Source organism: Mucilaginibacter sp. P5_A4 (genome assembly GCF_056400605.1).
Genome location: NZ_JBFUKX010000013.1, coordinates 29696 through 55586, shown reverse-complemented (window position 1 = coordinate 55586; position 25891 = coordinate 29696). Strand labels below are relative to the sequence as shown.

General features: G+C 41.1%; 23 protein-coding genes. 17 read left to right on the top strand and 6 right to left on the bottom strand.

The window, feature by feature from the left end; all coding sequences use genetic code 11:
* The first annotated feature begins 46 nt into the window (after window positions 1-46).
* From AC1DQW_RS10290 to msrB, 3 genes are all read left to right on the top strand, one after another.
* Window positions 47-3262, top strand: coding sequence for a TolB family protein (locus AC1DQW_RS10290; protein ID WP_477453998.1), 3216 nt, complete (start codon window positions 47-49; stop codon window positions 3260-3262).
* Between the two features lie 118 nt (window positions 3263-3380).
* A complete protein-coding gene (locus tag AC1DQW_RS10285; RefSeq protein ID WP_477453997.1) occupies window positions 3381-3974 on the top strand; it encodes a fasciclin domain-containing protein in 594 nt (197 codons plus the stop codon).
* 128 nt (window positions 3975-4102) lie between these two features.
* A complete protein-coding gene (gene msrB, locus AC1DQW_RS10280; protein WP_477453996.1) occupies window positions 4103-4579 on the top strand; it encodes a peptide-methionine (R)-S-oxide reductase MsrB in 477 nt (158 codons plus the stop codon).
* Here msrB and AC1DQW_RS10275 read toward each other — a convergent pair.
* Window positions 4566-4922, bottom strand: a complete 357-nt coding sequence (locus AC1DQW_RS10275) for a GIY-YIG nuclease family protein (RefSeq protein ID WP_477402228.1) — start codon at window positions 4920-4922, stop codon at window positions 4566-4568. The genes msrB and AC1DQW_RS10275 overlap by 14 nt on opposite strands.
* An 86-nt stretch (window positions 4923-5008) precedes the next feature.
* Between AC1DQW_RS10275 and AC1DQW_RS10270 the strand changes: the two genes are divergently transcribed.
* From AC1DQW_RS10270 to AC1DQW_RS10245, 6 genes are all read left to right on the top strand, one after another.
* Window positions 5009-5785, top strand: a complete 777-nt coding sequence (locus AC1DQW_RS10270) for an XRE family transcriptional regulator (protein ID WP_477402227.1) — start codon at window positions 5009-5011, stop codon at window positions 5783-5785.
* Between the two features lie 76 nt (window positions 5786-5861).
* The gene (locus AC1DQW_RS10265; RefSeq protein ID WP_477453995.1) at window positions 5862-6239 is read left to right on the top strand and encodes a hypothetical protein; all 378 of its coding nucleotides are present in this window, start codon (window positions 5862-5864) and stop codon (window positions 6237-6239) included.
* A gap of 57 nt (window positions 6240-6296) precedes the next feature.
* Window positions 6297-7427, top strand: a complete 1131-nt coding sequence (locus tag AC1DQW_RS10260; protein ID WP_477453994.1) for an aminotransferase class I/II-fold pyridoxal phosphate-dependent enzyme — start codon at window positions 6297-6299, stop codon at window positions 7425-7427.
* Window positions 7417-8034 carry a dethiobiotin synthase gene (gene bioD, locus AC1DQW_RS10255; RefSeq protein ID WP_477453993.1) on the top strand — a complete coding sequence of 206 codons (618 nt, stop codon included), beginning with the start codon at window positions 7417-7419 and terminating at the stop codon, window positions 8032-8034. Before AC1DQW_RS10260 ends, bioD begins: the two co-directional genes overlap by 11 nt.
* Before the next feature lie 66 nt (window positions 8035-8100).
* Window positions 8101-8988 carry a 3-hydroxyacyl-CoA dehydrogenase family protein gene (locus AC1DQW_RS10250; RefSeq protein ID WP_477453992.1) on the top strand — a complete coding sequence of 296 codons (888 nt, stop codon included), beginning with the start codon at window positions 8101-8103 and terminating at the stop codon, window positions 8986-8988.
* Window positions 8989-9060: 72 nt separating this feature from the next.
* A complete protein-coding gene (locus tag AC1DQW_RS10245; RefSeq protein ID WP_477402219.1) occupies window positions 9061-9351 on the top strand; it encodes a hypothetical protein in 291 nt (96 codons plus the stop codon).
* A gap of 111 nt (window positions 9352-9462) precedes the next feature.
* Here the strand turns inward: AC1DQW_RS10245 and argS are convergent, their stop codons facing one another.
* A complete protein-coding gene (gene argS, locus AC1DQW_RS10240; RefSeq protein ID WP_477453991.1) occupies window positions 9463-11229 on the bottom strand; it encodes an arginine--tRNA ligase in 1767 nt (588 codons plus the stop codon).
* 61 nt (window positions 11230-11290) lie between these two features.
* A complete protein-coding gene (locus AC1DQW_RS10235; protein WP_477453990.1) occupies window positions 11291-11920 on the bottom strand; it encodes a hypothetical protein in 630 nt (209 codons plus the stop codon).
* Window positions 11921-12045: 125 nt separating this feature from the next.
* Here AC1DQW_RS10235 and AC1DQW_RS10230 point away from each other — a divergent pair, with 125 nt between their 5' ends.
* From AC1DQW_RS10230 to AC1DQW_RS10215, 4 genes are all read left to right on the top strand, one after another.
* Window positions 12046-13488 (top strand): arginine deiminase family protein, encoded by a 1443-nt coding sequence (locus AC1DQW_RS10230; RefSeq protein WP_477453989.1) that lies wholly within the window; start codon window positions 12046-12048, stop codon window positions 13486-13488.
* A 106-nt stretch (window positions 13489-13594) separates the two neighbouring features.
* Window positions 13595-14518 carry a citrulline utilization hydrolase CtlX gene (gene ctlX / locus AC1DQW_RS10225; RefSeq protein ID WP_477453988.1) on the top strand — a complete coding sequence of 308 codons (924 nt, stop codon included), beginning with the start codon at window positions 13595-13597 and terminating at the stop codon, window positions 14516-14518.
* 32 nt (window positions 14519-14550) lie between these two features.
* Window positions 14551-14985 (top strand): hypothetical protein, encoded by a 435-nt coding sequence (locus AC1DQW_RS10220; protein ID WP_477453987.1) that lies wholly within the window; start codon window positions 14551-14553, stop codon window positions 14983-14985.
* Between the two features lie 114 nt (window positions 14986-15099).
* Window positions 15100-16494 carry an arginine decarboxylase gene (locus tag AC1DQW_RS10215; RefSeq protein WP_477406730.1) on the top strand — a complete coding sequence of 465 codons (1395 nt, stop codon included), beginning with the start codon at window positions 15100-15102 and terminating at the stop codon, window positions 16492-16494.
* A 197-nt stretch (window positions 16495-16691) separates the two neighbouring features.
* On the opposite strand, the gene AC1DQW_RS10210 is transcribed toward AC1DQW_RS10215, so the two are convergent.
* Window positions 16692-17237 carry a hypothetical protein gene (locus AC1DQW_RS10210; protein ID WP_477453986.1) on the bottom strand — a complete coding sequence of 182 codons (546 nt, stop codon included), beginning with the start codon at window positions 17235-17237 and terminating at the stop codon, window positions 16692-16694.
* Window positions 17238-17543: 306 nt separating this feature from the next.
* Here AC1DQW_RS10210 and AC1DQW_RS10205 point away from each other — a divergent pair, with 306 nt between their 5' ends.
* Window positions 17544-19043, top strand: coding sequence for a malate:quinone oxidoreductase (locus AC1DQW_RS10205; protein WP_477453985.1), 1500 nt, complete (start codon window positions 17544-17546; stop codon window positions 19041-19043).
* A gap of 8 nt (window positions 19044-19051) precedes the next feature.
* On the opposite strand, the gene AC1DQW_RS10200 is transcribed toward AC1DQW_RS10205, so the two are convergent.
* Window positions 19052-20125 (bottom strand): energy transducer TonB, encoded by a 1074-nt coding sequence (locus tag AC1DQW_RS10200; RefSeq protein WP_477453984.1) that lies wholly within the window; start codon window positions 20123-20125, stop codon window positions 19052-19054.
* A gap of 67 nt (window positions 20126-20192) precedes the next feature.
* Window positions 20193-22796: a M1 family metallopeptidase gene (locus AC1DQW_RS10195; protein WP_477453983.1), complete on the bottom strand. Its 2604-nt coding sequence runs from the start codon at window positions 22794-22796 to the stop codon at window positions 20193-20195.
* 298 nt (window positions 22797-23094) lie between these two features.
* Between AC1DQW_RS10195 and AC1DQW_RS10190 the strand changes: the two genes are divergently transcribed.
* From AC1DQW_RS10190 to AC1DQW_RS10180, 3 genes are all read left to right on the top strand, one after another.
* Window positions 23095-24045: a glycosyltransferase family 2 protein gene (locus tag AC1DQW_RS10190; RefSeq protein WP_477453982.1), complete on the top strand. Its 951-nt coding sequence runs from the start codon at window positions 23095-23097 to the stop codon at window positions 24043-24045.
* Between the two features lie 95 nt (window positions 24046-24140).
* On the top strand, window positions 24141-25109 hold the full coding sequence (locus AC1DQW_RS10185) for a glycosyltransferase family 2 protein (protein ID WP_477453981.1): 969 nt from the start codon (window positions 24141-24143) through the stop codon (window positions 25107-25109).
* 6 nt (window positions 25110-25115) lie between these two features.
* The gene (locus AC1DQW_RS10180) at window positions 25116-25889 is read left to right on the top strand and encodes a glycerophosphoryl diester phosphodiesterase membrane domain-containing protein (protein ID WP_477403120.1); all 774 of its coding nucleotides are present in this window, start codon (window positions 25116-25118) and stop codon (window positions 25887-25889) included.
* Window positions 25890-25891: the final 2 nt, after the last annotated feature.

Below are 25891 nucleotides of genomic sequence, written 5' to 3'. Positions count from 1 at the left end.
GCCTGCAATTAATATTTAAATTAGCCGTAATCTATTTAGTTAAATTATGAATAAAACCTACTCATTTTTAAATACAGCTAAAAAGTTCACCTTAATATTTATATGCCTGTTTAGTTTGCTGCTTATCAGTAACAGTGCAAAGGCGCAATATTTCGGTCAAAATAAAGTGAGGTATAAAAACCTAAAATTTAAAGTTTATAAAACCCCACATTTCGAAATCTACTATTATATAAAAAATGATAGCATGATCAAACGCTTTGCCCAAGAAAGCGAATTGTGGTATACCTTGCATCAGCAGGTTTTTAAGGATACGTTTAAAACTGCCAACCCTATAATTTTATATGCAAATCATCCCGATTTTCAGCAAACCACAGCTATTGATGGCGAAATTGGCGTAGGTACCGGTGGTATTACAGAAGGACTAAAAAACCGCGTGGTGATGCCGGTGATGGAAACCAACCAAATGACCCGTCACGTTATCGGGCACGAATTGGTTCACGCGTTTCAATACCATGCCTTGTTGGGAAGAGAAAATGAAACCTTTGAAAACATCAACAATATCCCCCTATGGATGATTGAGGGTATGGCGGAATACCTGTCGTTAGGTAAAAAAGATTCATACACGGCCATGTGGATGCGTGATGCCTACCTGAACCATGATATCCCTTCGGTACGCGACCTTACCGAAAGCAATAAGTATTTTCCTTATCGTTATGGCGAGGCTTTCTGGTCGTTTTTAGGGTCCACCTATGGCGATACCGTTATTGTACCTTTCTTTAAAAACACAGCACGGTACGGCCTGGCTTATGGTATCAGGCGCACTTTTGGATATGATGATAAAACGCTTTCCCGTCTGTGGAAAAACTCGATAGAAACAACATATAAGCCCTTTTTAAAAGATACCACACAAAAACCCGTAGGAATTAAACTGGTAGACAAAGAGAATGGCGGCGACCTGGTGGTTGCTCCCGCCGTAAGCCCCGATGGTAAATATGTGGCATTTTTATCGGCCAAAAGCTTGTTTAGCATTGATCTTTACCTTGCCGATGCCAAAACAGGTAAGATTTTACGAAAACTAACGAGCAAGGTATCAAACACACATATAGACGAATTTAACTTTATCGAATCGGCCGGTGCCTGGTCTCCTGATGGTAAGCGGTTTGCATTTAGCGTATTTAGCAAAGGCCGTAACCGGATGGAAGTAATTGATGTAAGCAGCGGGCGTACGCTTGATGATGTATCAATGGAAAAGGCTGAACAGTTTAGCAACCTTTCCTGGTCGCCAAATGGTAAGGATATAGTGTTTACAGGCCTTTCTGAAGGGCAGAGCGACCTGTACTCCTATAATTTCGATACCAAAAAAATCACCCAGCTCACCAATGATAAATACACCGATTACCAGCCTGCTTATTCCAGGGACGGTAAAAAAGTCATTTTCGCGAGTGACAGATCAACTTACGATCAATCATTAGAGCAGGCTATCACTTTTAACCTGGCCGAGCTTGACCTTGCCAGCGGAAAAGTAACCGATCTTAAAATATTTAACGGGGCTAATAATTTAAACCCACAGTATTCAGCAGATGGCACCCAAATCTATTTCCTGTCAAACAGGGATGGTTTCCGTAACCTGTATCGTTACACTATCAGCAGCGGCCAGGTTGAACAAATGACTAACCTGTTCACCGGCATCTGCGGCATCACAGAATTTTCGCCGGCGTTAAGTATATCCGCTAATGATGATGTGGTTTACTCCTATTACCGGGCCCAGAAATATGCGCTGTATAACGCTAAAGCTTCCGAATTTAAACCGGTTATTTTACAGGCGCAGGCTGTAGATTTTAGCGCAGCCATGCTGCCGCCGCCACAAGCTGTAGGTGTCGACCTGATTAATTCAAACCTGAACAATTTCCTGGCTTATAAGAAAATCCCTGCCGACTCGGTAAGGGAGATCCCCTATCGCCCTAAGTTTAAGCTTGATTATTTGGCGGGAAGCGGCGTTGGGGTTGGTGTAAGTAGTTTTTATGGCACAAGCCTGTCCAGTGGCATCCAGGGCGTATTCAGCGATATTTTGGGTCGTAACCAGATTTTTGCCGCAGCATCTGTAAACGGGCAGATTTATGATTCAGGAGCGGCTGTAACTTATGTAAATCAAACAGGCCGCTGGAACCTGGGTACAGGCATTTCTCACATCCCTTACCTGTTCGGTTTACAAACCCAAACTTTCCCTAAGCAAAATGTAGGTGGTAAAAACGTTACTGTACTATCACAAAATACCGATATCATCCGCAATTTTGAGGATGCGGCCAAGGTTTTCACCTCCTATCCTATTAACAAAACAACCCGTTTTGAAGTAAGCGGCGGCGCTTCATATAACTCCTATCGCGTTGATCGCTATAGCGATACTTATAAAATAGATACAATTACGGATGCACAAAATAACAAGTCCTTACAGTATACTTACATCAACTCTGATAAAAAGAAAGTACCAAACAGCGAAGAGAGCGCCCTGTTAAATTATAATTTAAAGTCATATGCACTTTTCCAGCTATCAACCGCATTGGTAGGCGATAACTCCTTTTTTGGAGTGACAGCGCCTTTAAATGGTTTCAGGTACAGGCTGGAGGCCGGGTATAATTTTGGTACCTACCGTTTCTTTTCACCAACTATCGACCTAAGGAAATATGTACGTGTAGAACCGGTAACATTTGCAGCCCGCTTTTTTGGATATGGCCGATTTGGCGATTCAAACGGTATATACCCGCTATTTATAGGTTATCCGTTTTACATAAGGGGGTACGAGGGGCAAACATTTTACAGCAACAATAAAAAGGCTACCAACGGATTCAATATCGATCAGTTATCGGGAAGCAGGATGGCTGTATTTAATTTCGAGACACGATTGCCATTTACCGGACCAGAAAAGCTGGCCCAGATTAAGTCAAAATTCCTGTTTACCGATCTGAACTTGTTTTTTGATGCAGGTTTAGCCTGGAATGCAGGCGATCATATTTATTTCCGTAAAAACCCACCTATATTAGGTCAAACTCCGGTGCTTGATGAAAACGGTAACCAAACAGTTGACGGCAGCGGCAACCCGGTATTTAATACAACTTATGGCCGCGTGCCTGCTTTAAGCGCGGGTATATCATTAAGGATAAACGTATTTGGGGCATTTGTATTAGAGCCATACCTGGCTGTTCCGTTTAACCGTACCGATGTAGCTAAGCCTGTATTTGGGTTAGGCTTTACGCCGGGATGGTAAAAACACATCAGAAATCAATATATTTGAGCGGCTCAATGCCGCTTTTTTAATTTTTAGTTAAATTATTAAAAACAGTTAAGTATTTGATTGTTATACATATAACATATAATCATCTGTCATGAAAAAACTATCGCTGCTTGTTGTGTCGTTTCTATATTCCGCTGTGCTGTTTGCGCAAGGTCCGATAGCTTCTATAAATCCCAGGGCTATAGGTCCGCTTAAAGTTATTGCCGGTGATGACATGCTGCCGGGCAATGATATTGTTAAAAATATCGCCTTGTCCAAAGATCTGTCCACGTTTTACGATTTGATGAGTAAAGCCAGCCTGCAAAGTACGCTTCAAAGCCGGGGGCCTATTACCATATTTGTACCCGTTAATAGTGCTTTTCTGAATTTACCTGATGGCAAGGTCGACTCCCTGATGAAGCCTGCACACGTTTGGGAGCTTACCAGCATCATTAGCTATCATGCTATTCCTGGACGGTTAAAAGCAAAAGATATTGCTAAGGAGATAAGCAAAAATAAGGGAACAGCTACATTCACCACCCTTGCCGGCGATAAACTAACCGCTAAAATTGATGCTAACCGTAATATTGTTTTAGTTGACGAGAATGGCGGTGAAAGTATCATTAACCGTTTTGATATTGAACAAAACAACGGCATGCTTCATGTAATAAATAAAGTATTATTACCCAAGGCCAGGGTTATATAATTGGACCCGCGGATGACAATCCACCCGAAATATTATTTCGTATTTTAAGTATAATAGGTTGTAAGGATAAGTTAAATTTTACGACTGATCCATATAATTCAAACAACAAAACTTAAAATGAATAAGGAATGAGAAAATTAATTTTTGCAATAGCTATAATAAGTATTATAACAGCTTTTGGCTGCCAAAACAGCAATGGGCAGGCAAAACGTAAACTAAGCAAACCAGCGGCGGAGTGGAAAAAAACACTTACGCCAAACCAATATTACATTATGGTTGAGAGTGGCACCGAGCCACCTTATAAAAACGATTACTGGAACAACCATGAAAAGGGTGTTTATGTAAGCGCTGCCACAGGCGAAGTATTATTCAGCTCTGAGGATAAATTTGATAGCGGTACAGGGTGGCCAAGCTTTGTAAAAGCAGTGGACCCCAAAAAAGTTGCCGTAGTTAGCGATAATAGTTACGGCATGAGCCGGGACGAGGTTATCGAAAAAAGTACAGGCTTGCACCTTGGTCACGTATTTGACGACGGTCCTGCCAACCGTGGCGGCAAAAGATATTGCATGAACTCGGGCGCTTTAAAATTTATTAAAAAGCAATAGTTCTCCTGTTAGCATTTACCGATGGGCGTAATTGTGGCCTTACACGAACCCCGCTCTCGAACTTTAAACCAATGGTCAGATCTACCCAGTCAGGGTTAACAGGTCTGATCATTTTTTCTTTTTGAGGCCTTGTAAAAGTACTTACTGTTTTAAAGCGCTCCATGGCCTGCTCCTCGGTATTTATTTCTTCAAAATACACTAAGCGATTAAGCTGCTGTGCGCTGTCAAAAAACAAAGTTGGCATATCGCTGTAAAACTGAAGTGTTTTTACCAGGTCAGAGCATAAGCCTACATGTAGATTTTTCCTGTTTCTGTCGGTGATGATATATACAAAACGTTTCATTTTTTGATAAAAATTTTGGTGAATGAATAAATATTACTAACTTTATGAGCATAAAATTACTAATAAATTTAGCAAATGCAAATTTTATGTCAATAATTTCACAAAATATTAAGTTCCTTCGCAAAAAGAAGGGAATTACCCAACAGCAATTTGCTGACGAAATGGGTATAAAACGTTCATTAGTAGGTGCTTATGAAGAAGAGCGTGCAGAGCCCAAATATGAGTTACTAAAAGCATTAGCAATATACTTTGACATTAGCATTGATGATTTTATTAACGAAACTATCAACGAAAAATGGGCTCCCAAGCCTAAAGGCAACCCTGCTAACCTGCGCGTACTGAGTATTTCTGTTGATAAAGAGGATAATGAAAATATTGAAATGGTACCGCTTAAAGCCAGCGCCGGCTATTTAAACGGTTACGCCGATCCGGAATATGTTGCCAAACTGCCCAAGTTTTATTTGCCCATGTTTAAACAGGGCACTTACCGGGCCTTTGAAATAAAAGGCGATTCGATGCTGCCTATTATATCAGGCGATATCATTATAGCCGAATACCTGGAAAACTGGGCAGATGTTAAACCAGGCGAAACCTACGTGGTAATATCAAAAGACGACGGTGTTGTATACAAGCGTATTGGTAACAAATTTAAAGACCATAAAAAATTAAAGCTAATATCAGATAACCCGGTTTACGAGCCTTACGAAATAAACGGCGAGGACGTATTGGAGATATGGAAAGCAAAAGGCTATATATCAACCCAGTTACCGCAGCCAACACCCGAGCCTACCATGGAAAGCCTGACCAATATGATGGCCCAGATGCAGCGTTCGATATCAAACTTACAGCAAAGCAACAATTAAGTTACATCAGCTTTTTTAAACCTTTACGATATATCTTTATCATACAATTAAAACGTAAATTAAATTTAAAAGGGCTATGAAAAAATTTCTGTTGATGTGCTGTTTCCTGATGGGGATTGCAGCAGTAAGCCATGCACAAGGTGGTGGTATGAGAAAGAGCCCCGAAGACAGGGCTAAAGATCTGCAAACACAATTAAAGCTAACTGACGATCAAACCGCAAAAGTAACGGCTGTTTATAAAGAGCAGGCAACTAAAATGGATAGTGTAAGAACTGCCGCCAATGGCGACAGGGAAGCCATGAGAAGCGCCATGATGCCAATGAGAAAAGCTACCAACGATAAAATTAAAGCCATTTTAACACCTGAACAGGCTACTGCCTTTGATAAAGTTCAAAAAGATATGATGGACAGGATGAGACAGGGCGGCGGCGGAGGAGGCGGCTCCCAAAATTAATCTGACAAAAGAAGCGGCGATGAGCCGCTTTTTTTATTTTTACACAAAAAATATACATTGACTTTAGCCAGCAAATACCTTCAAAACAAACTTGATGAACGGCGATCATCAGGGATGTACAGAACACTAAAGCCCGAAAATAGCCTTATTGATTTTTGCTCGAATGATTATTTAGGTTTTGCCCGGTCGGTAGTTTTAAAAGAACGGATTGAAGCAGAAGTTAAAAAACACCCCTTAAGTTTAAACGGATCCACAGGCTCAAGGCTGCTCTCGGGTAACCTTCAATATGCCGAAAGTCTTGAACAGGAAATAGCAACATTTCATGGCTGCAACGCAGGTTTATTATTCAACTCCGGCTACGATGCCAACCTCGGCCTGCTGTCGTCCCTGGCACAACACGGCGATACCATTATTCTTGACGATTTGATACATGCCTCTGCCATTGACGGAGCGCGCTTAAGCTATGCCAACAGGTATAGTTTCAGGCATAACGACACCGAAAGCCTGGAGGCCAAATTAAAGCTATCTAAAGGCAACTGTTATGTGATTGTAGAAAGTATTTATTCCATGAACGGCGATTCATCACCCTTAAAGGAGATCCTTGATATTACAGAAAAATACAATGCTCATTTAATTGTTGACGAAGCACATGCAGTTGGCTTATATAAAAAAGGTTTGGTGAATGCGCTGGGTCTGCAAAACAGGGTATTTGCCTCGGTAGTCACCTTTGGTAAAGCTTTGGGCTGCCACGGAGCCATTGTTTTGGGCAGTAACCTGCTCAGGGAATACCTTGTAAATTTCGCCAGGCCATTTATTTATAGCACCGCCCCTTCCTTCCATAATTTAGCATCGATAAAAATGGCTTATCAGCTGTTAAATTCTGCAGATGAGGAGATCCTCAGCCTAAAAAAAAATATCAGCATATTTAAAAAGCACATTGAACAATCAGGAGCTGCCCCCCTGCTTCAAAGTGACAGTGCCATTCAATGCATTATTTTAAAAAGCAATGATAAAGCACGTGAAATGGCGAATGCTTTACAATCGGCCGGTTTAGACGTAAGGCCTATCTTGAGCCCCACAGTAGCCGCGGGAACCGAGCGAATAAGGATATGCCTGCATAGCTTTAATACATTAAATGAATTAAATTTGCTTACCAATACTATAAACAACTTAATTAATGCCCGTTAAACAACCTATATTTATTACCGGCATTGGCACCGGGATAGGTAAAACCATCGTATCGGCAGTTATAACCGAAAAACTAATGGCCGACTACTGGAAGCCCATTCAATCGGGCGATCTGGACAACAGCGACACGTTAAAAGTTAAAAGCCTTATATCTAATAAAACTACCAGGTTTCATCCCGAAGCTTACCGTTTAACCCAGCCATTTTCGCCCCATAAATCGGCAGCTATAGATAAAATTACCATTGATATCCAAAACATCATTTTGCCCGAAACCGATAACCAATTGGTAATAGAAGGAGCCGGCGGGTTAATGGTTCCGCTGAATAATAATTTTTTAATGATCGACCTTATCAGGCAGCTCAACGCCAGAGTGATTGTAGTATCGCAAAACTACCTTGGCAGTATCAACCATACCTTGCTGTCATTACATGCCCTTAAAGTGTATAACATCCCGGTTATGGGTATAGTATTTAACGGCCCGAAGGATATTTATTCAAAAAGTTATATCCTTAATTACTCCGGCCTTACCGAGCTTGGGCAGTTACCGGTGTACGATCCCATCAATAAAAAATCGATCATTAAAGCAACGGCGCTTATCAATTTTTAACCCTGATTTATACTTGGCAAAGCAAATAATTTAGCCCAACTTAGCATTTATATAACCCGGTAAACGATGAAAAATATAACTGTTATTGGCTCCGGAACAATGGGTAACGGCATTGCCCACGTTTTTGCGCAACATGGTTTCGAGGTATCATTGGTTGATATTAACGCCCCTGCATTAGATAAAGCTATACAAACCATAACCAATAACCTCGATCGTCAATTAAAAAAAGGCAGTATTAACGAACAGGACAAAGCGAATACCTTAAGCAGGATAAAAACTTATACCGACATAGGAGAAGGTGCAGCCACTGCCAACCTGGTGATTGAAGCTGCAACCGAAAACCGCGAAATAAAACTTAAGTTATTTAAACAACTCAGCGATATTTGTGCCGATGAGGTGATCCTGGCCTCCAACACATCATCCATATCCATAACAGAAATTGCCGCCGTAACCAAAAATCCCGGCAATGTAATAGGTATGCACTTTATGAACCCTGTGCCGGTTATGAAACTGGTAGAGGTGATAAGGGGATATGCCACAACTGATGAGGTTACACAAACCATTATGCAATTGGCCAAAACACTGGATAAAGATCCGGTTGAGGTAAACGATTACCCTGGTTTTGTGGCCAATCGCATATTAATGCCGATGATTAACGAAGCCATTTATACCCTGTACGAGGGTGTAGCCGGTGTAGAAGAAATTGATACCGTAATGAAATTAGGCATGGCCCACCCGATGGGTCCGCTGCAATTAGCCGATTTTATTGGATTGGATGTTTGCCTGGCTATATTAAAAGTTTTGTATGATGGCTTCGGCAACCAAAAGTACGCCCCCTGCCCTTTGCTGGTAAATATGGTTATGGCCGGCCACCGGGGAATAAAAAGCGGCAGCGGTTTTTACAAGTATACAGCAGGCAGCAAAGATTATGTAGTTGCCGATAAATTCACCTAAACTTCATTAAACCAATAATTATTGCGATTGTCAAAAATGCTGTAAGTAATTTAATTATTAAACATTTTACAGATGAAAACAATTGCAAAATCAGGATTAGTGCTGGCCCTTACTGCTTCACTTTTTACATCATGCGCAGCTGATTACTATGTTGCCGATCGCCCTGCCGAACCTGTATACGTACGTCCGGTTGCTCCCTACCCCGGCGCTTACTGGGTACCCGGTGAATGGGCCTGGCGCAGCGGAAGATACGTTTACATAAATGGTTATTATGCAAGGCCCCGTGCAGGTCGTGTTTACGTACAAGGCTACTGGCATCCCGTTCGCCGGGGCTATGCATGGCATAGAGGTCATTGGAGGTAAGCCCCCCGGAAAGCTTTTTGGTATGCAAATTTCAGATGTGCAGCTATAGTATACAAAGAAGCCCGGCTCAAATGTCCCGGGCTTCTTTGTATATCGTTCTCCATTTAAACGTTACATCCGTTCCGGCACATCAATACCAAGCAGCGCCATCGCCTTGCTGATCACTTTGGCTGATGATGCCGATAGCTGCAAACGGAACTGCTTCAATACTTCATCCTCGGCCTGCAATATTGATTTTTCGTGGTAGAATTTATTGTACGCTTTAGCCAGCTCATAAACATAATTGGCAATAACTGCCGGGCTATAACCATTGGCAGCCTCTTTTATTACAGTTGGAAATTGGCTTAGCAAAACAATCAAATCGCGTTCAACGCCAGACAATTCTGTTATTTCGATATTTTTATTGGGCTGATATTCAACCCTGCTCAGTACCGACTTAATACGTGCATGAGTGTATTGGATGAATGGCCCTGTATGTCCCTGGAAATCTACCGATTCATTAGGATCAAACAGCAGCCTCTTTTTAGGGTCAACCTTCAGCAGGAAATATTTAAGCGCCCCCATGCCAATAGTATGGTATAAAGCCAGCTTATCCTCTTCTGTAAAAGCGTCAACCTTACCCATGGCCTCGGTTTGCTGTTTTGCAGTAGTTTCCATTTCTGCCATCAGGTCATCGGCATCTACTACCGTTCCCTCACGCGATTTCATTTTACCTGATGGAAGATCAACCATTCCGTATGATAAATGGAACAAGCCACCGGCACCGGCCTTACCCAGCTTATTCAGGATCAAAAACAACACTTTAAAATGATAATCCTGCTCGTTACCAACCACATAGATGGATCTATCCATGTGGAAGTCGTTGTACTTCAATTGAGCAGTACCCAAATCCTGGGTAATATAAACCGATGTACCATCGGAACGTAGAACCAGTTTCTCGTCCAGCCCGTCAGCAGTAAGGTCGATCCAGACAGAACCATCCGGTTTTTTAAAGAAAACCTCTTTTTGCAGACCTTCTTCAATAATATCCTTACCTAATAAATAGGTATTTGATTCGTAATAGTATTTGTCAAAATCAACACCAAGTTGTTTATACGTTTCAGTAAATCCTGCATAAACCCATTCGTTCATGGTTTTCCACAGGTTTATTACTTCGGCATCGCCTGCTTCCCATTTCTGGAGCATTTGCTGTGCTTCTTTTATAAACGGCGCGTTCTTCTTTGCTTCTTCTTCGGTTTGGCCTTCGGCTTTTAGCTCCTCTATCTGGGTTTTATAAGCTTTATCGAACAATACATAATACTTACCCACCAAATGATCACCTTTTAAACCAGATGACTCCGGGGTTTCGCCATTGCCAAACTTTTGCCAGGCCAGCATAGATTTACAGATGTGGATCCCCCTATCATTCACCAGGTTTACTTTAACAACATCGTAACCGGCGGCAGCTAATATTTGCGCTACCGAAAAACCTAAAAGATTATTGCGGATATGCCCCAAATGCAGTGGTTTATTGGTATTAGGCGATGAATACTCCACCATTACCTTTTGTCCGTTTGGTTTTGCTAATGCGAAATCATCCGGCAAAATCTTATTATAAAGTTGGTCTATCCAGTACTCGTCGCTTATGGAAATATTCAGAAAACCTTTAATCACATTGAAAGCAGATACTTCCTTCAATTCATTTTTAAGATACTCTCCTATTTCGGCGCCGGTTTGCTCGGGCCCTTTACGCGAGAATTTGGTGAACGGAAAAGTAACTATGGTGATTTGCCCCTCAAATTCTTTACGGGTTTCCTGTAAGCCTATTGCTGCCGGTGCCACATCTGTTTGGTATAGATGTTTAATTGCTTTAACGGCCGCATCAATAATAAAATCCATGCGGCAAAATTAATTAAATTGGGGATACTGGCTGTAATAAATTTAAGTGTAGTATAAAGACTTATAAAGCAGCAAGCTTTTTCTTTTTCCATTTAACAAATGCGGATAAATCTTTAAGCTCTAAAAGGCCTTGCTCCTCAAGATCACCGTGAGGCAATTCCTTAATTTCGATATAATCAATATCCATCGCGAATACCTTTTCACCCAACGCTATATCCAAAACTTTGTAAACTGCAGCTTTTAGCCATTTACTATTTTTCACTAATTCATAATTAGGTAAACATATTCTAAATCCTAAAGACTTTGGCTTGTTTTTATTATCTAACGGTAAAAACCACATCTCAAAAGGTTTGAGTTCTACGTCTTCAAAAACAGTGTTATTGCCTAAATCCCGTGCCGGCATAAAGGCTATGAACGACCACCCCTGTAGGTCAGGGGCGGCTTCAATTAACTCCTCTACTTTGTCAAAATAATCAACTTCACCATCAGCGGTTATAACAAGCTCCTGGCTTTCGCCATATAATCCGCCAATATCAAAATATAGCTTGTCGCAGTACTGATGTAATTGCTCCAATATACTGTCAAGCAATTCTTCCTGGTCATTCTCATTAAGGTTGGGATTGTTTATTTGAGCTAATTTATCCTGATTTTGTTTAAACCAGTTCCAAAATTGTGAGGTTGCTTGCGACATAGATATGCTTATACCCAAACCTAATAAATATTATTGCAAATTTAAATCATGGGCATTCAATTTTGCTATGCCACGCTATTTTCTTAGTTAATTTCTGATAGATTTGTGTTTGATTATCCTCGTTTATGACACTTAAGAATCAAGATTTTAAAATAGATGTAACATCAGAAATTGGCACACTGCGTACCCTGCTTATCCACAGTCCGGATAGCGGTTTGGGAAAAGTTGTACCTTCAAAAGCACAGGACTGGCTGTTTGAAGATATTGTACACCTGGATACCATGCGCCGCAACGAGTACGATTATTACGTAAAGCTATTACTCTATTTTTTAGATCCGGGTAAGATAAAGGGTAAACTACAACAGATTGAAAACGATTACGACCGCCTGTTTTTTAAACCCGATAATAAAAACTTCCACGCATCAAGCAAAGTCATCGAAATTCAGGCCCTGCTGGCCGATATTTTACAGCAGCCGGATATCCGCAAAAAACTGGTGGCATCTGTTTGCGCCATCGAGAGCTGCAACTACCGCCTGCAACAACAACTGATAGATACCGACCCTGTAGAGCTGGCCAAAATATTCATATCAGGATCATTAATTAACGAAGAGATGATCTTCGCCCCTATTCCAAACCTTATTTTTTCACGGGATTTGGGTATAGCGGTAAACAGTTTCATGTTGCTAAACAAGCCGGCCAAAAAAGCCCGCTTCCGCGAAACCTTACTGATGCGGTACATATTTTTCAATCACCCGCTCTTTGCCGATTATCAGAATAATATTTTAGAGATCCCGGAAACGGCCCAGCATTTTTTACGCCCCGGCGAAGATAGCCAGGGCAAAACTACTTTAGAGGGCGGGGATGTGATGATGGTTAGTCCGCAGCATTTGTTAATAGGCTGCAGTGAGCGCACCTCTGTCAGCGGGGCCAATGAAGCCATTAAGTTGTTGTTTGACAATGATGTGGTAAAAAAGGTAACTATTGTAAAAATTCCGCATAAGCGCGATTATATGCACATTGATACGGTGTTTACACAGGTTAAGCGCAACACCTGGGTGTTGCTGCGTTCCCTGGCCGTTGCCGAGGCGCCTTTGGAAGAACAAGAACCTATGTCATGGTTCGCCGATAAAAAATCAAAGGAAAAGCCAGAGATAGTCCAGTTTAGGAAAGGTAAAAAACCAAAAACAATTGCCTGCCTCGAAGATCTGCTATCAGACATCAGCGAAAAAGACCTGCAAAGCAGTGGAAAAACACAGTTTATCTATTCGGGTAATAACACCTTCCCTTTTGATGCCCGCGAACAATGGACCGACTCCTGCAACCTGCTGGCATTAAAAGAAGGTGTAGTTTTAGGCTATGACCGTAACGACAAAACTGTTGAAGCCTTTAAACAAAGCGGCTTTGAGGTAATACGGGTGAACGACCTGCTCCAAAAATTTGAATCCGGAGAGCTTGATCCACAAACTTTAACCGATACATTAATTTTAATGCCATCGGCAGAACTTTCAAGGGCCCGTGGTGGTTTCCATTGTATGAGTATGCCACTTTTAAGAGATAGGGTTGTCTGAACCGGAATTAAACGAATTTTATGAATGACCGGAATTTTAGCTGCATTTGAATTCGAAAAAAATTCTTAATTCGCTCAATTTCGGTTCAGAAAAACAAATGACTGATATGAATCAATCTACCAACAACATATTAATGATTCGCCCGGTAAACTTCGGGTTTAATGAAGAAACTGCCGAAAGCAATGCATTTCAGCAACGCAACACCGACCAGCAGGCTGTGCAGGATAAAGCTCTTGCCGAATTTGATCACTTTGTAAAAACATTGGAACATAACGGCGTAAGCGTTACCGTAGTGAACGATACGCCGCAGCCTTATACTCCCGATTCTATTTTCCCAAACAACTGGGTATCATTCCATAATGACGGCACCGTTTTCCTGTACCCCATGCAGGCAGAAAACCGAAGACTGGAACGGCGGGAAGATATTATAGCCACCCTTGAAGACAAATTTAAAGTTGCCCATGTAATAGATCTTAGTCGCTTTGAGGCAGATCACCGTTTTTTGGAAGGCACGGGCAGCATGGTGCTGGATAGGGAAAATAAAATCGCCTACGCCTGCTTGTCGCCGCGTACTGATAAACAGGTATTGGATTTGTTTTGTGAGCAGGCCGGCTACAAGGCCATCAGCTTTGACGCGGCCGACAAGCATGGTAAAGCCATTTACCATACCAATGTATTGATGTGCGTGGGCAGCCAATTTGCTGTAATATGTGCCGATAGTATTCCAAACCCGCATGAACGTATTACGGTTTTAGAATCACTCAAGTCATCCCAAAAAGAAGTGATTACTATCAGCTTTGAACAAATGAACCAGTTTGCGGGTAATATGCTGGAAGTGAAAAACAATAAAGGCGAAACGCTGATTGTAATGTCGAAAAACGCTTTTGATGCATTGGATGGAGATCAAAAATCTACACTGGAAAAATATGGCAGGTTGGTTTATGCTGATATCAACACTATTGAAACCAATGGAGGCGGCAGTGCCAGGTGCATGATGGCCGAGGTGCATTTGCCTGTTGGTTCAAATTGATTTTTAATTATTTTCATCATTAAATACACATAATGAAAGCTTTACTATTGAGTATAATTCTTTTCATTTGTTTAAATTCTGATGGACTTTGCCAAATAGCTACAGATGCTGCCAAGGTCAAATTAGATTATTCCCTAAGACTTAAATTAAAAGAAATTGATCAGTATGTGCACAGGGTGGATTCAATTAAACTTTTAATGGTTAATGATATGGTTGGTGAAATGACAAACGGCGGAACTATAGAAGAGTATGTCTTTTATGCTGATTCTTTAAGTAAAACAGTTATAAAACGGATATCTAAGATGATTAATGTGCCACATCCCGAAACATCAACTATGTATTACAGAAATAATCAAGTGATATATCTCAAAACCATATTTGACCAATTTAGCGCAAAGCCAAAATTTACGGAAAGCTATTATGACAGAGCCAAAATGATATACGCAAGTAAAAGACATCCCATATAAAAGCAGACAGTTATCTGCGTAGTAAACAAATTACATTCAAACTATAAATTTTATCCCAACAAATAGCGGTTTATTCCGTTTAAAAATCACATTTTTGCCCCAAATTTTTTAAGGATGCAGAGTTACCAGGAATTTCTTGATTTAAGTGTAGGTTTCCCCCAGGATGGTTTTGAGATCATCGACGATGAACTATACTTTCAGGACCTTAATTTGATGGAGATGATTGAAACGTACGGTACCCCCCTGCGCTTCACCTATCTGCCCATGATATCTAAAAAGATACAGCAGGCAAAGCTGTTATTCCAGCAGGCTATTATTAAAAATAATTACCGCGGCAGCTATAAATACTGTTATTGTACTAAAAGCTCGCACTTTAAACATATTGTTGAAGAGGCTCTTAAAAACGAGATCCACCTGGAAACATCATCAGCTTTTGATATGCCGATGATTGATGCTCTTGAAAAAAAGGGATCCGTGAACAAGGATGTAACGGTAATTTGCAATGGCTTTAAAACCTTCCAGTACAAAACCTATATTATTGATATGCTGCATGATGGCTTTAAAAACATCATCCCGGTATTGGATAATAAGGAAGAGTTTAACCTTTATGATGATGAAATTGAGATGGACACCCCTTGTAACCTGGGCATCCGTATAGCTGCTGAAGAGCAGCCCGACTCTCAATTTTACACTTCGCGTTTGGGGGTACGGATGGAGGATGTCATCGATTTTTATCATAATAAAATAGAGGACAACCCCAACTTCCAGGTGAAGTTGTTGCACTTCTTTATCAATTCAGGGATCTCTGATACGCCATATTACTGGAACGAGCTGGAAAAGTATGTAACACTTTATTGTAAATTTAAAAAAGTAAACCCGGCACTTGATACGCTTGATATTGGCGGCGGTATGCCGTTTAAAGATTCATTGGTTTTCGATTTTGATTATGAGTACATGATCAACGAAATTGTGAGCCGGATTAAAGAGATCTGTGCAGAGCACGATACCATGGAACCGGATATCATTACCGAGTTTGGTAAGTATACAGTTGCAGAAGCTTCKGGCATTTTATACAAAGTACTGGGCCGTAAACAACAAAACGACCGTGAGCGCTGGCTGATGCTTGATGGATCATTCATCACCAACCTGCCCGATGTTTGGGCTTTGAACCAGAAATATATCCTGTTGCCGGTTAACAACTGGGACAGCGAATATGAGCGCGTAAACCTTGGCGGCATTACTTGCGATGGCCAGGATTATTACAACCAGGAAGCGCACATGAACAGCGTATTTATGCCTAAAACCCGTAAGGTACAATACCTGGGCTTTTTCAACACAGGCGCTTACCAGGAAGTATTAAGTGGCTACGGTGGCATACACCACTGCCTGCTGCCATCACCCAAGCATGTGATCATCCGCCGCAACCGCGACGAAACATTCAACTTCGAGGTTTTCGGCGAGGAACAGAACAGCAAGCAGGTGTTAAAGATTCTGGGTTACACAACTTAAGCTGTTGCGGATGGCGGGTTGCCAGTGAAAATTATAGAATTATAGCGATGGGTTTGTACTCATCGCTTTTTTATTGCTTTTTTTCGTCTGAACCGGGATTAAACAGATTCATCGGATATTTTGGATTGAGTTTCAGATCAGAACATCAAAAAATCATCTGCACATCTGTAATCTGCATATTTGCACATCTAATAATCTCACTTCCCCGAAGCCACACCCCAGTAACAGCTGTTGCGGATTTGTTTCAACAATTCGGGGGTAATGCTTGATACAGCATGCTCCGGCCTGTTTTGGTTATTGATGACGTACATAGTACCCTCAGCATTATTATATACATATGAAAGAAGCATTTTGTCTTCACCCTCTTCTATTCTCTTTACGTCAACACGTATAGCATTAGTACTGTTACTGGTATCGGGCTTTAAAGCTGGATCTGATGCTTTCACCCAATTAACGGTATAATTTATATCCCTTGATGATAAACTGCCTGCATTATCTTTAAAGCTTTTACTTTCCTGTATTACCTGTAGCAGGCATTTTACGCAGGGATCGGGAACAGTTGCTGTACCATAGTTTTTTTGTGGATTATTAAACACGCTATCTTTTTTACCCGCTACCTGTATTGCAGTTTTTGAAATATCTTTTGAAACAGGCTGAGGTTTAGTTTTAGGCTGACCACMGGCGGTTATAATTGAGCCCGCTATCAACATAAAAAACCAGGCATTTAACTTAATTCGACTCATAATTGGTTTTACAATGGTAGATTAATTTATATACAACTTTTCAGCCTTTTTGTGTTAATTAATCATAAATACAGCTGTGGTAATTTGTACAAAAACCTGTCTGTTTAAATTTAAACATGGTTTATTGCAATTTTCGGACAGTTTAAAGCCTGTTTTGTCTAAAAAATCCTTAAAATTGTCCGATTTAATTTCCCCCTGCCGTAAATAAATCCGACAGGAGATTGTTAACATAACAATTTGGCAAAAATCAGGTTATAAACTGGTGTATTTAATTTCAAAATACCTGTTACAAGGTATCATAATAAGATGACTAATAACGAAAAAGTTTCGGGCACAACGGTTGATGTAGTTTTAATAGGCGCGGGCATTATGAGCGCCACACTGGGTGTAATGCTTAAAGAACTGCAACCAAATTTAACCATCGAAATTTTTGAACGCCTGGATGTCATCGCAGCAGAAAGTTCGGCCCCGATGAATAATGCAGGTACCGGGCACTCCGCCTTCTGCGAGCTGAATTATACGCCCGAACTCCCTGATGGTACAGTAGAAATTAAAAAGGCTATCAAAATTGCCGAGCAATTTGAGATCACCAAAGAATTCTGGACTTACCTCATCGATAAAAAATATATAGCATCGCCACAAAGCTTCATTCGCAAAGTACCGCACATGAGCTTTGTTTGGGGGCGCGATAATGTAAATTATCTTAAAAAACGCCAGCAAGCCCTTGTTAAACATCACTTTTTTAAGGGGATGGAATACTCTGAGGATAAGGCGCAGATAAAAAAATGGATTCCTTTGGTAATGGACGGCCGTGATGAGCATGAAGAGGTATCTGCTACTTTTATGGATATTGGTACCGATGTAAACTTTGGCAGCTTAACCAGTGGCTTAATAAATAACCTTAAACAAAAACCTGGCGTAAGTCTGCATCTAAACCACGATGTAAGCAACCTGAAACGCAATAAAGATGGTAGCTGGCTGGTTACCGTAAAAGATAAAACCAGCGGCCAAAAAAGAAAGCTGAACGCCAAATTTGTATTTGTTGGTGCGGGTGGCGGCGCTTTGCCCCTGCTGCAAAAATCGGGCATCCAGGAGAGCAAGGGTTTTGGCGGTTTCCCGGTAAGCGGGCAATGGCTGGTGTGTAATAACCCCGATGTTATTAAACGTCATGAAGCCAAGGTTTATGGCAAGGCATCGGTAGGTTCGCCGCCAATGTCGGTACCGCACCTGGATACCCGGATGATAGATGGCAAACGTGAGTTGCTATTCGGTCCGTATGCAGGTTTCTCTACCCGTTTTTTAAAAAAAGGTTCGCTACTTGATTTGTTCTGCACTATTAAACTAAATAATATACTCCCATTGCTTGCCGTAGGGCGCGATAACTGGCCTTTAACCAAATACTTAATTAGCCAGGTAATGCAATCGCCGGCCGACAGGCTTAAAGCCCTGCAGGAATACCTGCCAACTGCCAAAGCCGAAGACTGGACGTTGGACATAGCCGGCCAGCGCGTACAGGTAATTAAAAAAGACGCCAAACATACCGGCGTACTGGAATTTGGTACCGAAGTAGTAACATCGGCAGATGGCAGCATTTCGGCATTGTTGGGCGCTTCACCGGGCGCGTCAACATCTGTGCCTATTATGGTACACCTGATTGAGCGTTGTTTTAAAACACATGTAAAAACAGTCGCATGGCAGGAAAAACTGAAGCTGATGATCCCATCGTACGGGCTATCATTAGCCAATGATGAAGCGTTGAGTGTAGCCACGCGTAAACGGACGAGTAAGGTTTTAGGGTTGGATTAATCGGTGGATCAGTTATCATAAGCCAGCGTAAAACTTACTGGTATCGAGTAAACTATATCTGTTTTGACACCATACCTATATCCGGGCAGCCAATTTGGAGAGGTCTTCAAAGCATTTAATGCTTCGGCATCTAAGCTTGGCCAGAGGTTTCGTATAATTTCAATATTCGCTAATGAACCGTCCTTGTGAATAACAAAACGCAATATTACCCTGCCCTGTATCCTCTTTTCACGGGCATCCGGAGTATAGTGTAGCGTTTTGCCAAAATAGGCAGACAACTTTTCAACCCCGCCAGGAAATTCAGGTAAACTTAAAATTTCGGTAAAAGCGTATATTTTACCCGTAGTACTAATGCTTTTACCTTGCTTTAAGCTCCCCTTACTATATTTACAGGTATAATTAATTGTATCGTTGAGCTGTCCATGCCATTCGCCATCTTCAAAACCATTTTTCACTTCCCCCTCGGCAAATGGGTTTCTATAGTCGTTTTGGTACTCAATCCATTTTCCGCTGCCATTTTCGGCCAAAATTTTCCCGGTTGAATCCTGGCATTGCTTTAAAACAATCCTGTTTAAAGAATCCATAAAGTTATTATAACTCTTCATTTGAGTTTCGGTCTTGATCTGCCGAAAGATACCTTCGTAATTACTTCTATCAACCTCGGGAATAGTCTTTATGGTATTGAGTGCGCCATTAGGAAAATACGTAAGTATATCTCCTTTTTTTACACCTTTATCAAAGGTACAGATCCTTCTTTTGTGTCCATTTTTAAAAAATTCTACGCTTGTCCCCTCTAAACTTAAATCGTAACTTTTCCATTTTGACTTGCCGGTAAACTTTATTTTTCCATTTAAATAATAATCATATACGGTATAGAGGCTGTCTTCTACAAAATTTGGCGATATAATTGCCCTTATCAAAGTAGCATCATCTTTACCATCAGCCGGAACAGCATTTTCGGAATCATTTGAACTATTTACTCCTGATACGTTTTTCATATAATACAACGTGGTATCAGGCTTTGCTAAACCCGGATTAACGAAAGCAACTGAAATTATTAAAGCAAGTAAAATTTTCTTCATATTCAAATTAAAAAAAGCGCCGATATTAAATACCAGCGCCCTAAATATAAAAATATTGATGAAATAATTACTGAAATGACACAGCCGGCATATTACTATTCACGGCGGTTTCCTTAACCTTAAAATCGGCAGGGTGGCCCAGTACAACTGTTTTTATAATAAATGGCACCTTCACTCCTCCGTTTATACCTTCATAATCGCCCCATTCAATAATTGAATTTACCGGGCCATCCACCACCTGCTTAACTTTCAACCCGGTTTTTTGATCATAAAAATTCCTGATCACGGCGCCATCGGCGATATTTATGTCAATTTCATAAGCCATCTCATTATTTACAACCTTAAGGGTTGAATCAAGTACCATAGCATTGCCGTTATTTTGATAATCAAGTTCGGGGAATGGTTTACTTTTTTCTTTTACCAGTTTTTTGGCTACATCATCTAAAGGAACATCACGGTTTACCTGTTTTACGCTTATGTTATTATCATTCACCAAAATATGACTAAGCACCAGGTTACTGTATGATGGTACGGTGATTTGTTGAAAAAACATTCCCGGTGTGCGATATCTTGTAACCATTTGCACCTCAGAACCCTGTACACTTGCCGTTGATGATATTTGCAGGTCCTTTATATTTTTCAGTTTATCAGCACCGCCAATAGCATCAAGATAGTTTTTTATAACACTGGCCGCCGTTACTCCTTTTGGTATAGGTAAACCGCTAAACGAATTATTTTCGGTATTTACATCGGGCAACTTATGATCAGGATCAATGGTCGCAACAATTATCTTCGAAGTTGATTTATAAGGGAATGTCCATACTCCGCCGCGTTGCCATATTTCGGCAGGCAGCTTTACAATACCTGTTTTACCGTTTTCTTCTTTTATACTGATGGTAACCGGCAAGGCCATTTCTTCCAGGTTCTCAATGGTGATAAATGCTCCTTTAGAGGCATCCCCATCAGGATAATTAATGGCGCTTATGCCCTGGTCAAGCTTCCAGGTGGTAAAAAACCACTCGTTCCAAAACCAGCTCAGGTCTTCGCCTGCGGCATTATCCATGGTATGGAAAAAATCCCATGGTGTTGGATGCTTAAAGGCCCAGCGTTTAATATAGGTGCGAAAGGCATAATCAAATCGCTGTTCGCCCAGGATCTGTTCGCGCAAAATGGTTAAACCCAAAGCCGGTTTTTCATAGGCCGCCACACCTAAAAAATTCTCCTGTAAAACATCGGGGATATTCATAATCGGTTCTGCATCGGCGCTAAACAAACCAGAAGCTGCTTTTTGCTGATCTGTTACCTCATAATATTCGCCTTTATTAAAAACACGGGTATCCACGTTATTTAAAAAGGTATTAAAACCTTCGTCCATCCAAGCATATTTACGCTCATTTGAGCCTACTATCATCGGGAACCAGTTGTGCCCAAACTCGTGGTTAGTAACTTCCCATAAGCTCCCGGCTTTATTCTCCGATCCGCAGAAAACAATTCCAGGGTATTCCATACCGCCAACAGTACCGGCAACGTTAGTCGCCACGGGATAAGTATACTCAAACCACTGGTTTGAATATAGTTCAATGGCCGCTTTTACATATTCTGTTGAACGGCTCCAGGCATTGCTCCCTTTTGCCTCTGCAGGGTATACAGATTGCGCCAGCGCCTTTTTACCGCTGGGCAGATTAATACGGGCTGCATCCCATATAAATGCTTTTGAAGCTGCCCAGGCTATATCGCGGGCATTTTTGCAGGCAAAATGCCAGGTTAACGCCGGCTTTTTAGTATGATCGTTACCACGCAAAATATCAGTCTCATCCCTAATCATTACCGTTTTATCGCTATTGCGGGCAGCAGCAAGCCGGGTAATGGTTGATGGCGAATAAACCTCCGACGGATTAAGCAACTCGCCAGATCCTGTTATTATTAAACCGGCCGGCGCGGTAATGGTGTAATCAAAATTGCCATACTCCAGGTAAAACTCGCCTGCGCCAAGGTATGGCAAGGTATTCCATCCGCTTACGTCGTCATAAACCTCCATGCGCGGGTACCATTGCGCCAGCTGGTATATCCACCCGTTTTTGGTTTGCAGGCGGCCCATGCGGTCGGTACCATATTGTGGAATCTCAAAACCATATTCTATTTTTATCTGCAACTTGCCGCCGGTCGCTTTAAGTGAGTCTTTGAGTTTAATTTGCAGGCGCGTATCTGTCACCAGGTAATCGGCCTTTTCGGTTTTGCCGTTTTTGATAATATAGATAGCTTTTATTTCATCGCCCCGGGTGTAGCTTTTGTTAGCAAAGCGGCCACCGTTAAGACCACTCGCAGCTTCTGCCCTTGAATCCTCCCGGTAAATATTTTGATCGTCCTGCAGCCATAAAAATGTCAACGCATCCGGGCTGTTATTAGTATAGGTAATAACAGCAGTACCATCAATACGGTGCTTTGCCGTATCCAACGTAACATTGAGTTTATAATCGGCCCGGTTTTGCCAGTATTTTGAACCAGGCGCCCCGCCTGCGTTCCTGAATTCATTACCTTTTTGGGGATAAAATAAAGGGCTAAACACTTTATGCTGATCGTACTTTACACCCTGCTGATCGCCGTTTTGCGCATAGCTTAATACCGCATAAGTACACAAAAGCACAAATAGGATTGCTTTATTAAATTTCATAGGGGTTTTATTTATAGTGAAGGGCAAGTTATAAAAATATTTTCAAGTGCTTTTAACGTAATAGAGGAGTTACATAGTATAAAAAGCCTCACATAAATCCTCACTTTTGGAGTGGAGTTATGATTTGCAAGATTTAACAGTAATAAAGCCCTCTCCTTTGGAGAGAGTTGGGTGAGGCTATCTTTAGAAAGGATTTAGGAGAGGCAAAAATCAATGTACAAACCATTACCTATTTTTTATATTTTTGCGGATGATTGCGGGCAAACTTTATTTCAGCCCAACATTGCATCCCGACTAAATGGATATATCAGTTGTAGTACCGCTTTATGACGAAATAGAATCATTGCCCGAGCTTACCTCATGGATAAGCCGTGTGATGGATGATAACCGTTTTACTTACGAGATCATATTGATTGATGACGGCAGTAAGGATGGTTCCTGGGAAATGATCAGGAAGTTAAGCCTCAACAATCCCTTTATAAAAGGGATAAAATTCAGGCGTAATTATGGCAAATCGGCTGCTTTAAATAAGGGTTTTGAGGCTACCAGGGGCAATGTGGTGATCACTATGGATGCCGACCTGCAGGACAGCCCTGACGAGATTCCGGAGCTTTATCGCCGTATTGTTGAAGAAAAATACGACCTGGTATCTGGCTGGAAAGCAAAACGTTACGATCCGCTAAGCAAAACTATACCAACCCGGTTGTTTAACGCCGCCACCCGTAAAATGAGCGGAATTGATAACCTGCATGATTTTAACTGCGGTTTAAAAGCTTATCGCAGTGTGGTTGTTAAAAATATTGAAGTGTATGGCGAAATGCACCGATATATACCGGTATTGGCCAAATGGGCAGGTTTCACCAAAATTGGCGAACAGGTGGTTGAACACCGGGCCCGCAAATATGGCAAGACGAAGTTTGGCATGAGCCGCTTTGTTAACGGTTTCCTTGATCTGCTCTCCATATTTTTTGTAGGCAAGTTTGGCAAGCGCCCAATGCACTTTTTTGGCACCATGGGAACACTAAGCTTCTTTACGGGGCTTGCGATAGCTATTTGGATGATAAGTGATAAACTTTACCTGATAGCTCACGGCGAAAAGTATAGAGATGTAACCGACAGCCCAATGTTTTACATAGCGCTTGTAGCCATCATTTTAGGCTCCCAACTATTTTTAACCGGCTTTGTTGCCGAACTGGTTTCCCGTAATTCAAGCGAACGCAATCATTACCAGGTAGAGGAAGTTATTTAAACAGATATGAGACGTGAGATTTGAGATATGAGACAAAAAATAAGCAGTCTTGATCTCAAATCTCACATCTCATATCTCATATCTAAAAAAAAGGCATGTTTTTTTCCATCATCATTCCATTATATAACCGCCCGCAGGAGATTAAAGAGCTGCTGGATACCCTTGTACTGCAAACGTACCGGAATTTTGAGGTTTTGGTGATAGAAGATGGCTCTGTTAACGATGCCGAAGCTATTGTAAACAGCTTTGCCGATAAACTTGATGTTCGGTACTTTAAAAAAGCCAACGAGGGCCAGGGCTTTACCCGCAACTTTGGTTTTGAGCGGGCTAAGGGCGATTACTTTGTTATATTCGATTCGGATTGTTTAATCCCGGCTGATTACTTGCAGATAGTGAACAATTCTTTAGCCTCAAATTATTTAGATGCTTACGGTGGCCCGGATGGCGCACATGCTTCATTTACACCAACGCAAAAAGCTATCAGCTACTCCATGACCTCCCCTTTTACTACCGGCGGCATACGCGGTAATAAAAATGGGATCGGCCAGTTTCACCCGCGCAGCTTTAATATGGGGGTATCAAGACAGGTATGGGAAAAGGCCGGTGGTTTTATCATAACACGCCTCGGCGAGGATATTGAGTACAGCATCCGCATCCATTCTATGGGATTCAGGATCGGGCTGATACCGGATGCTATTGTTTTCCATAAAAGGCGGACCAATTTTATCCAGTTTTTTAAGCAACTGCATTTTTTTGGAAGAGCGCGCATCAACATTTATAAATTTTTCCCCAGGGAATTAAAGGCGGTGCATTTTTTTCCGGCAGCTTTTACGCTCTTCATTATTTTTACGTTAATTTTTAACCTGCTTGGCTGGCAAATAGCCGGGTTGGGGAACTTTATACTGGCAGTTATTATTTTGTTAATATTTTTTCACGCTTGGTGGAAAAACAAATCAGCAAAAATTGCATTTTTGAGCATTATTGCGGCCTTCACTCAACTTACAGCCTACGGGATAGGATTTATGCAGGATTTTTGGAAGCGGGTAATTTTAAACAGATCATAACCACCTATGTACCACACTTTTTCTGTTGCGGAAACCATTAAAACTGCATGGAATGTATTAAAGAAAAATTTTGCCCTTTTGGTAGTATACTCGGTTATTTCGTTGTTTATTAATGAGGGTGTAGATTTTATTAAAGCATTTATCCTGCTCGAAAATGATTTTTTAACCAAATTCATTTTCATATTTGTTCAACTTATAATACAATGCTATATAGGTTTAAGCTTTTATAAGCTGATACTAACCTTAATGGATAGGGAATACTATGAATTTGAGTTTAAAGACATCCTGCCTTCACTTAGGATGACCTTCAACTTTGTGATCATTGGTTTATTAACAGCCTTGCTGGTTGCGGTGTTATTTTTCTTTTATTTATTGGCCGAGCGTACTTTGGGTTTCGAAAGCATCTTTCAAACCATTGAACTGCTTTTGATCCTTTACATCAGCCTGCGGAGTATCTTTTGTATTTGTTTTATTGTGGATGATGACTCTTCACCAATAGAATCCCTTAGACAAAGCTTTGAAATAACTAAAGATAATTTTTTTAAAACGCTTGGCATATTTGCCATCATAATGGGCATATTGATTTTAGCGCTGATCCCGGTGTTCCTTATTATTAATCTAACCGGCTTAGATGAAAAAGGAGGGTTTATTTTCAGGCTGGCATTTTATTGCTGGTTCATTCTTACTTTTCCTTTTATACAGGTAATAATTATGGTTACTTACCGTAAATTAGTTTACAGCCACCTGGATGTAGATGACGACATTGCCGAAACCAATTAAAC

Coding starts and splice junctions, on each gene's coding strand:
- AC1DQW_RS10290 (WP_477453998.1), top strand. CDS start 47: ATGAATAAAACCTACTCATTTTTAAATACAGCTAAAAAGTTCACCTTA.
- AC1DQW_RS10285 (WP_477453997.1), top strand. CDS start 3,381: ATGAAAAAACTATCGCTGCTTGTTGTGTCGTTTCTATATTCCGCTGTG.
- msrB (WP_477453996.1), top strand. CDS start 4,103: ATGAGAAAATTAATTTTTGCAATAGCTATAATAAGTATTATAACAGCT.
- AC1DQW_RS10275 (WP_477402228.1), bottom strand. CDS start 4,922: ATGAAACGTTTTGTATATATCATCACCGACAGAAACAGGAAAAATCTA.
- AC1DQW_RS10270 (WP_477402227.1), top strand. CDS start 5,009: ATGTCAATAATTTCACAAAATATTAAGTTCCTTCGCAAAAAGAAGGGA.
- AC1DQW_RS10265 (WP_477453995.1), top strand. CDS start 5,862: ATGAAAAAATTTCTGTTGATGTGCTGTTTCCTGATGGGGATTGCAGCA.
- bioD (WP_477453993.1), top strand. CDS start 7,417: ATGCCCGTTAAACAACCTATATTTATTACCGGCATTGGCACCGGGATA.
- AC1DQW_RS10250 (WP_477453992.1), top strand. CDS start 8,101: ATGAAAAATATAACTGTTATTGGCTCCGGAACAATGGGTAACGGCATT.
- AC1DQW_RS10245 (WP_477402219.1), top strand. CDS start 9,061: ATGAAAACAATTGCAAAATCAGGATTAGTGCTGGCCCTTACTGCTTCA.
- argS (WP_477453991.1), bottom strand. CDS start 11,229: ATGGATTTTATTATTGATGCGGCCGTTAAAGCAATTAAACATCTATAC.
- AC1DQW_RS10235 (WP_477453990.1), bottom strand. CDS start 11,920: ATGTCGCAAGCAACCTCACAATTTTGGAACTGGTTTAAACAAAATCAG.
- AC1DQW_RS10230 (WP_477453989.1), top strand. CDS start 12,046: ATGACACTTAAGAATCAAGATTTTAAAATAGATGTAACATCAGAAATT.
- ctlX (WP_477453988.1), top strand. CDS start 13,595: ATGAATCAATCTACCAACAACATATTAATGATTCGCCCGGTAAACTTC.
- AC1DQW_RS10220 (WP_477453987.1), top strand. CDS start 14,551: ATGAAAGCTTTACTATTGAGTATAATTCTTTTCATTTGTTTAAATTCT.
- AC1DQW_RS10205 (WP_477453985.1), top strand. CDS start 17,544: ATGACTAATAACGAAAAAGTTTCGGGCACAACGGTTGATGTAGTTTTA.
- AC1DQW_RS10200 (WP_477453984.1), bottom strand. CDS start 20,125: ATGAAGAAAATTTTACTTGCTTTAATAATTTCAGTTGCTTTCGTTAAT.
- AC1DQW_RS10195 (WP_477453983.1), bottom strand. CDS start 22,796: ATGAAATTTAATAAAGCAATCCTATTTGTGCTTTTGTGTACTTATGCG.
- AC1DQW_RS10190 (WP_477453982.1), top strand. CDS start 23,095: ATGGATATATCAGTTGTAGTACCGCTTTATGACGAAATAGAATCATTG.
- AC1DQW_RS10185 (WP_477453981.1), top strand. CDS start 24,141: ATGTTTTTTTCCATCATCATTCCATTATATAACCGCCCGCAGGAGATT.
- AC1DQW_RS10180 (WP_477403120.1), top strand. CDS start 25,116: ATGTACCACACTTTTTCTGTTGCGGAAACCATTAAAACTGCATGGAAT.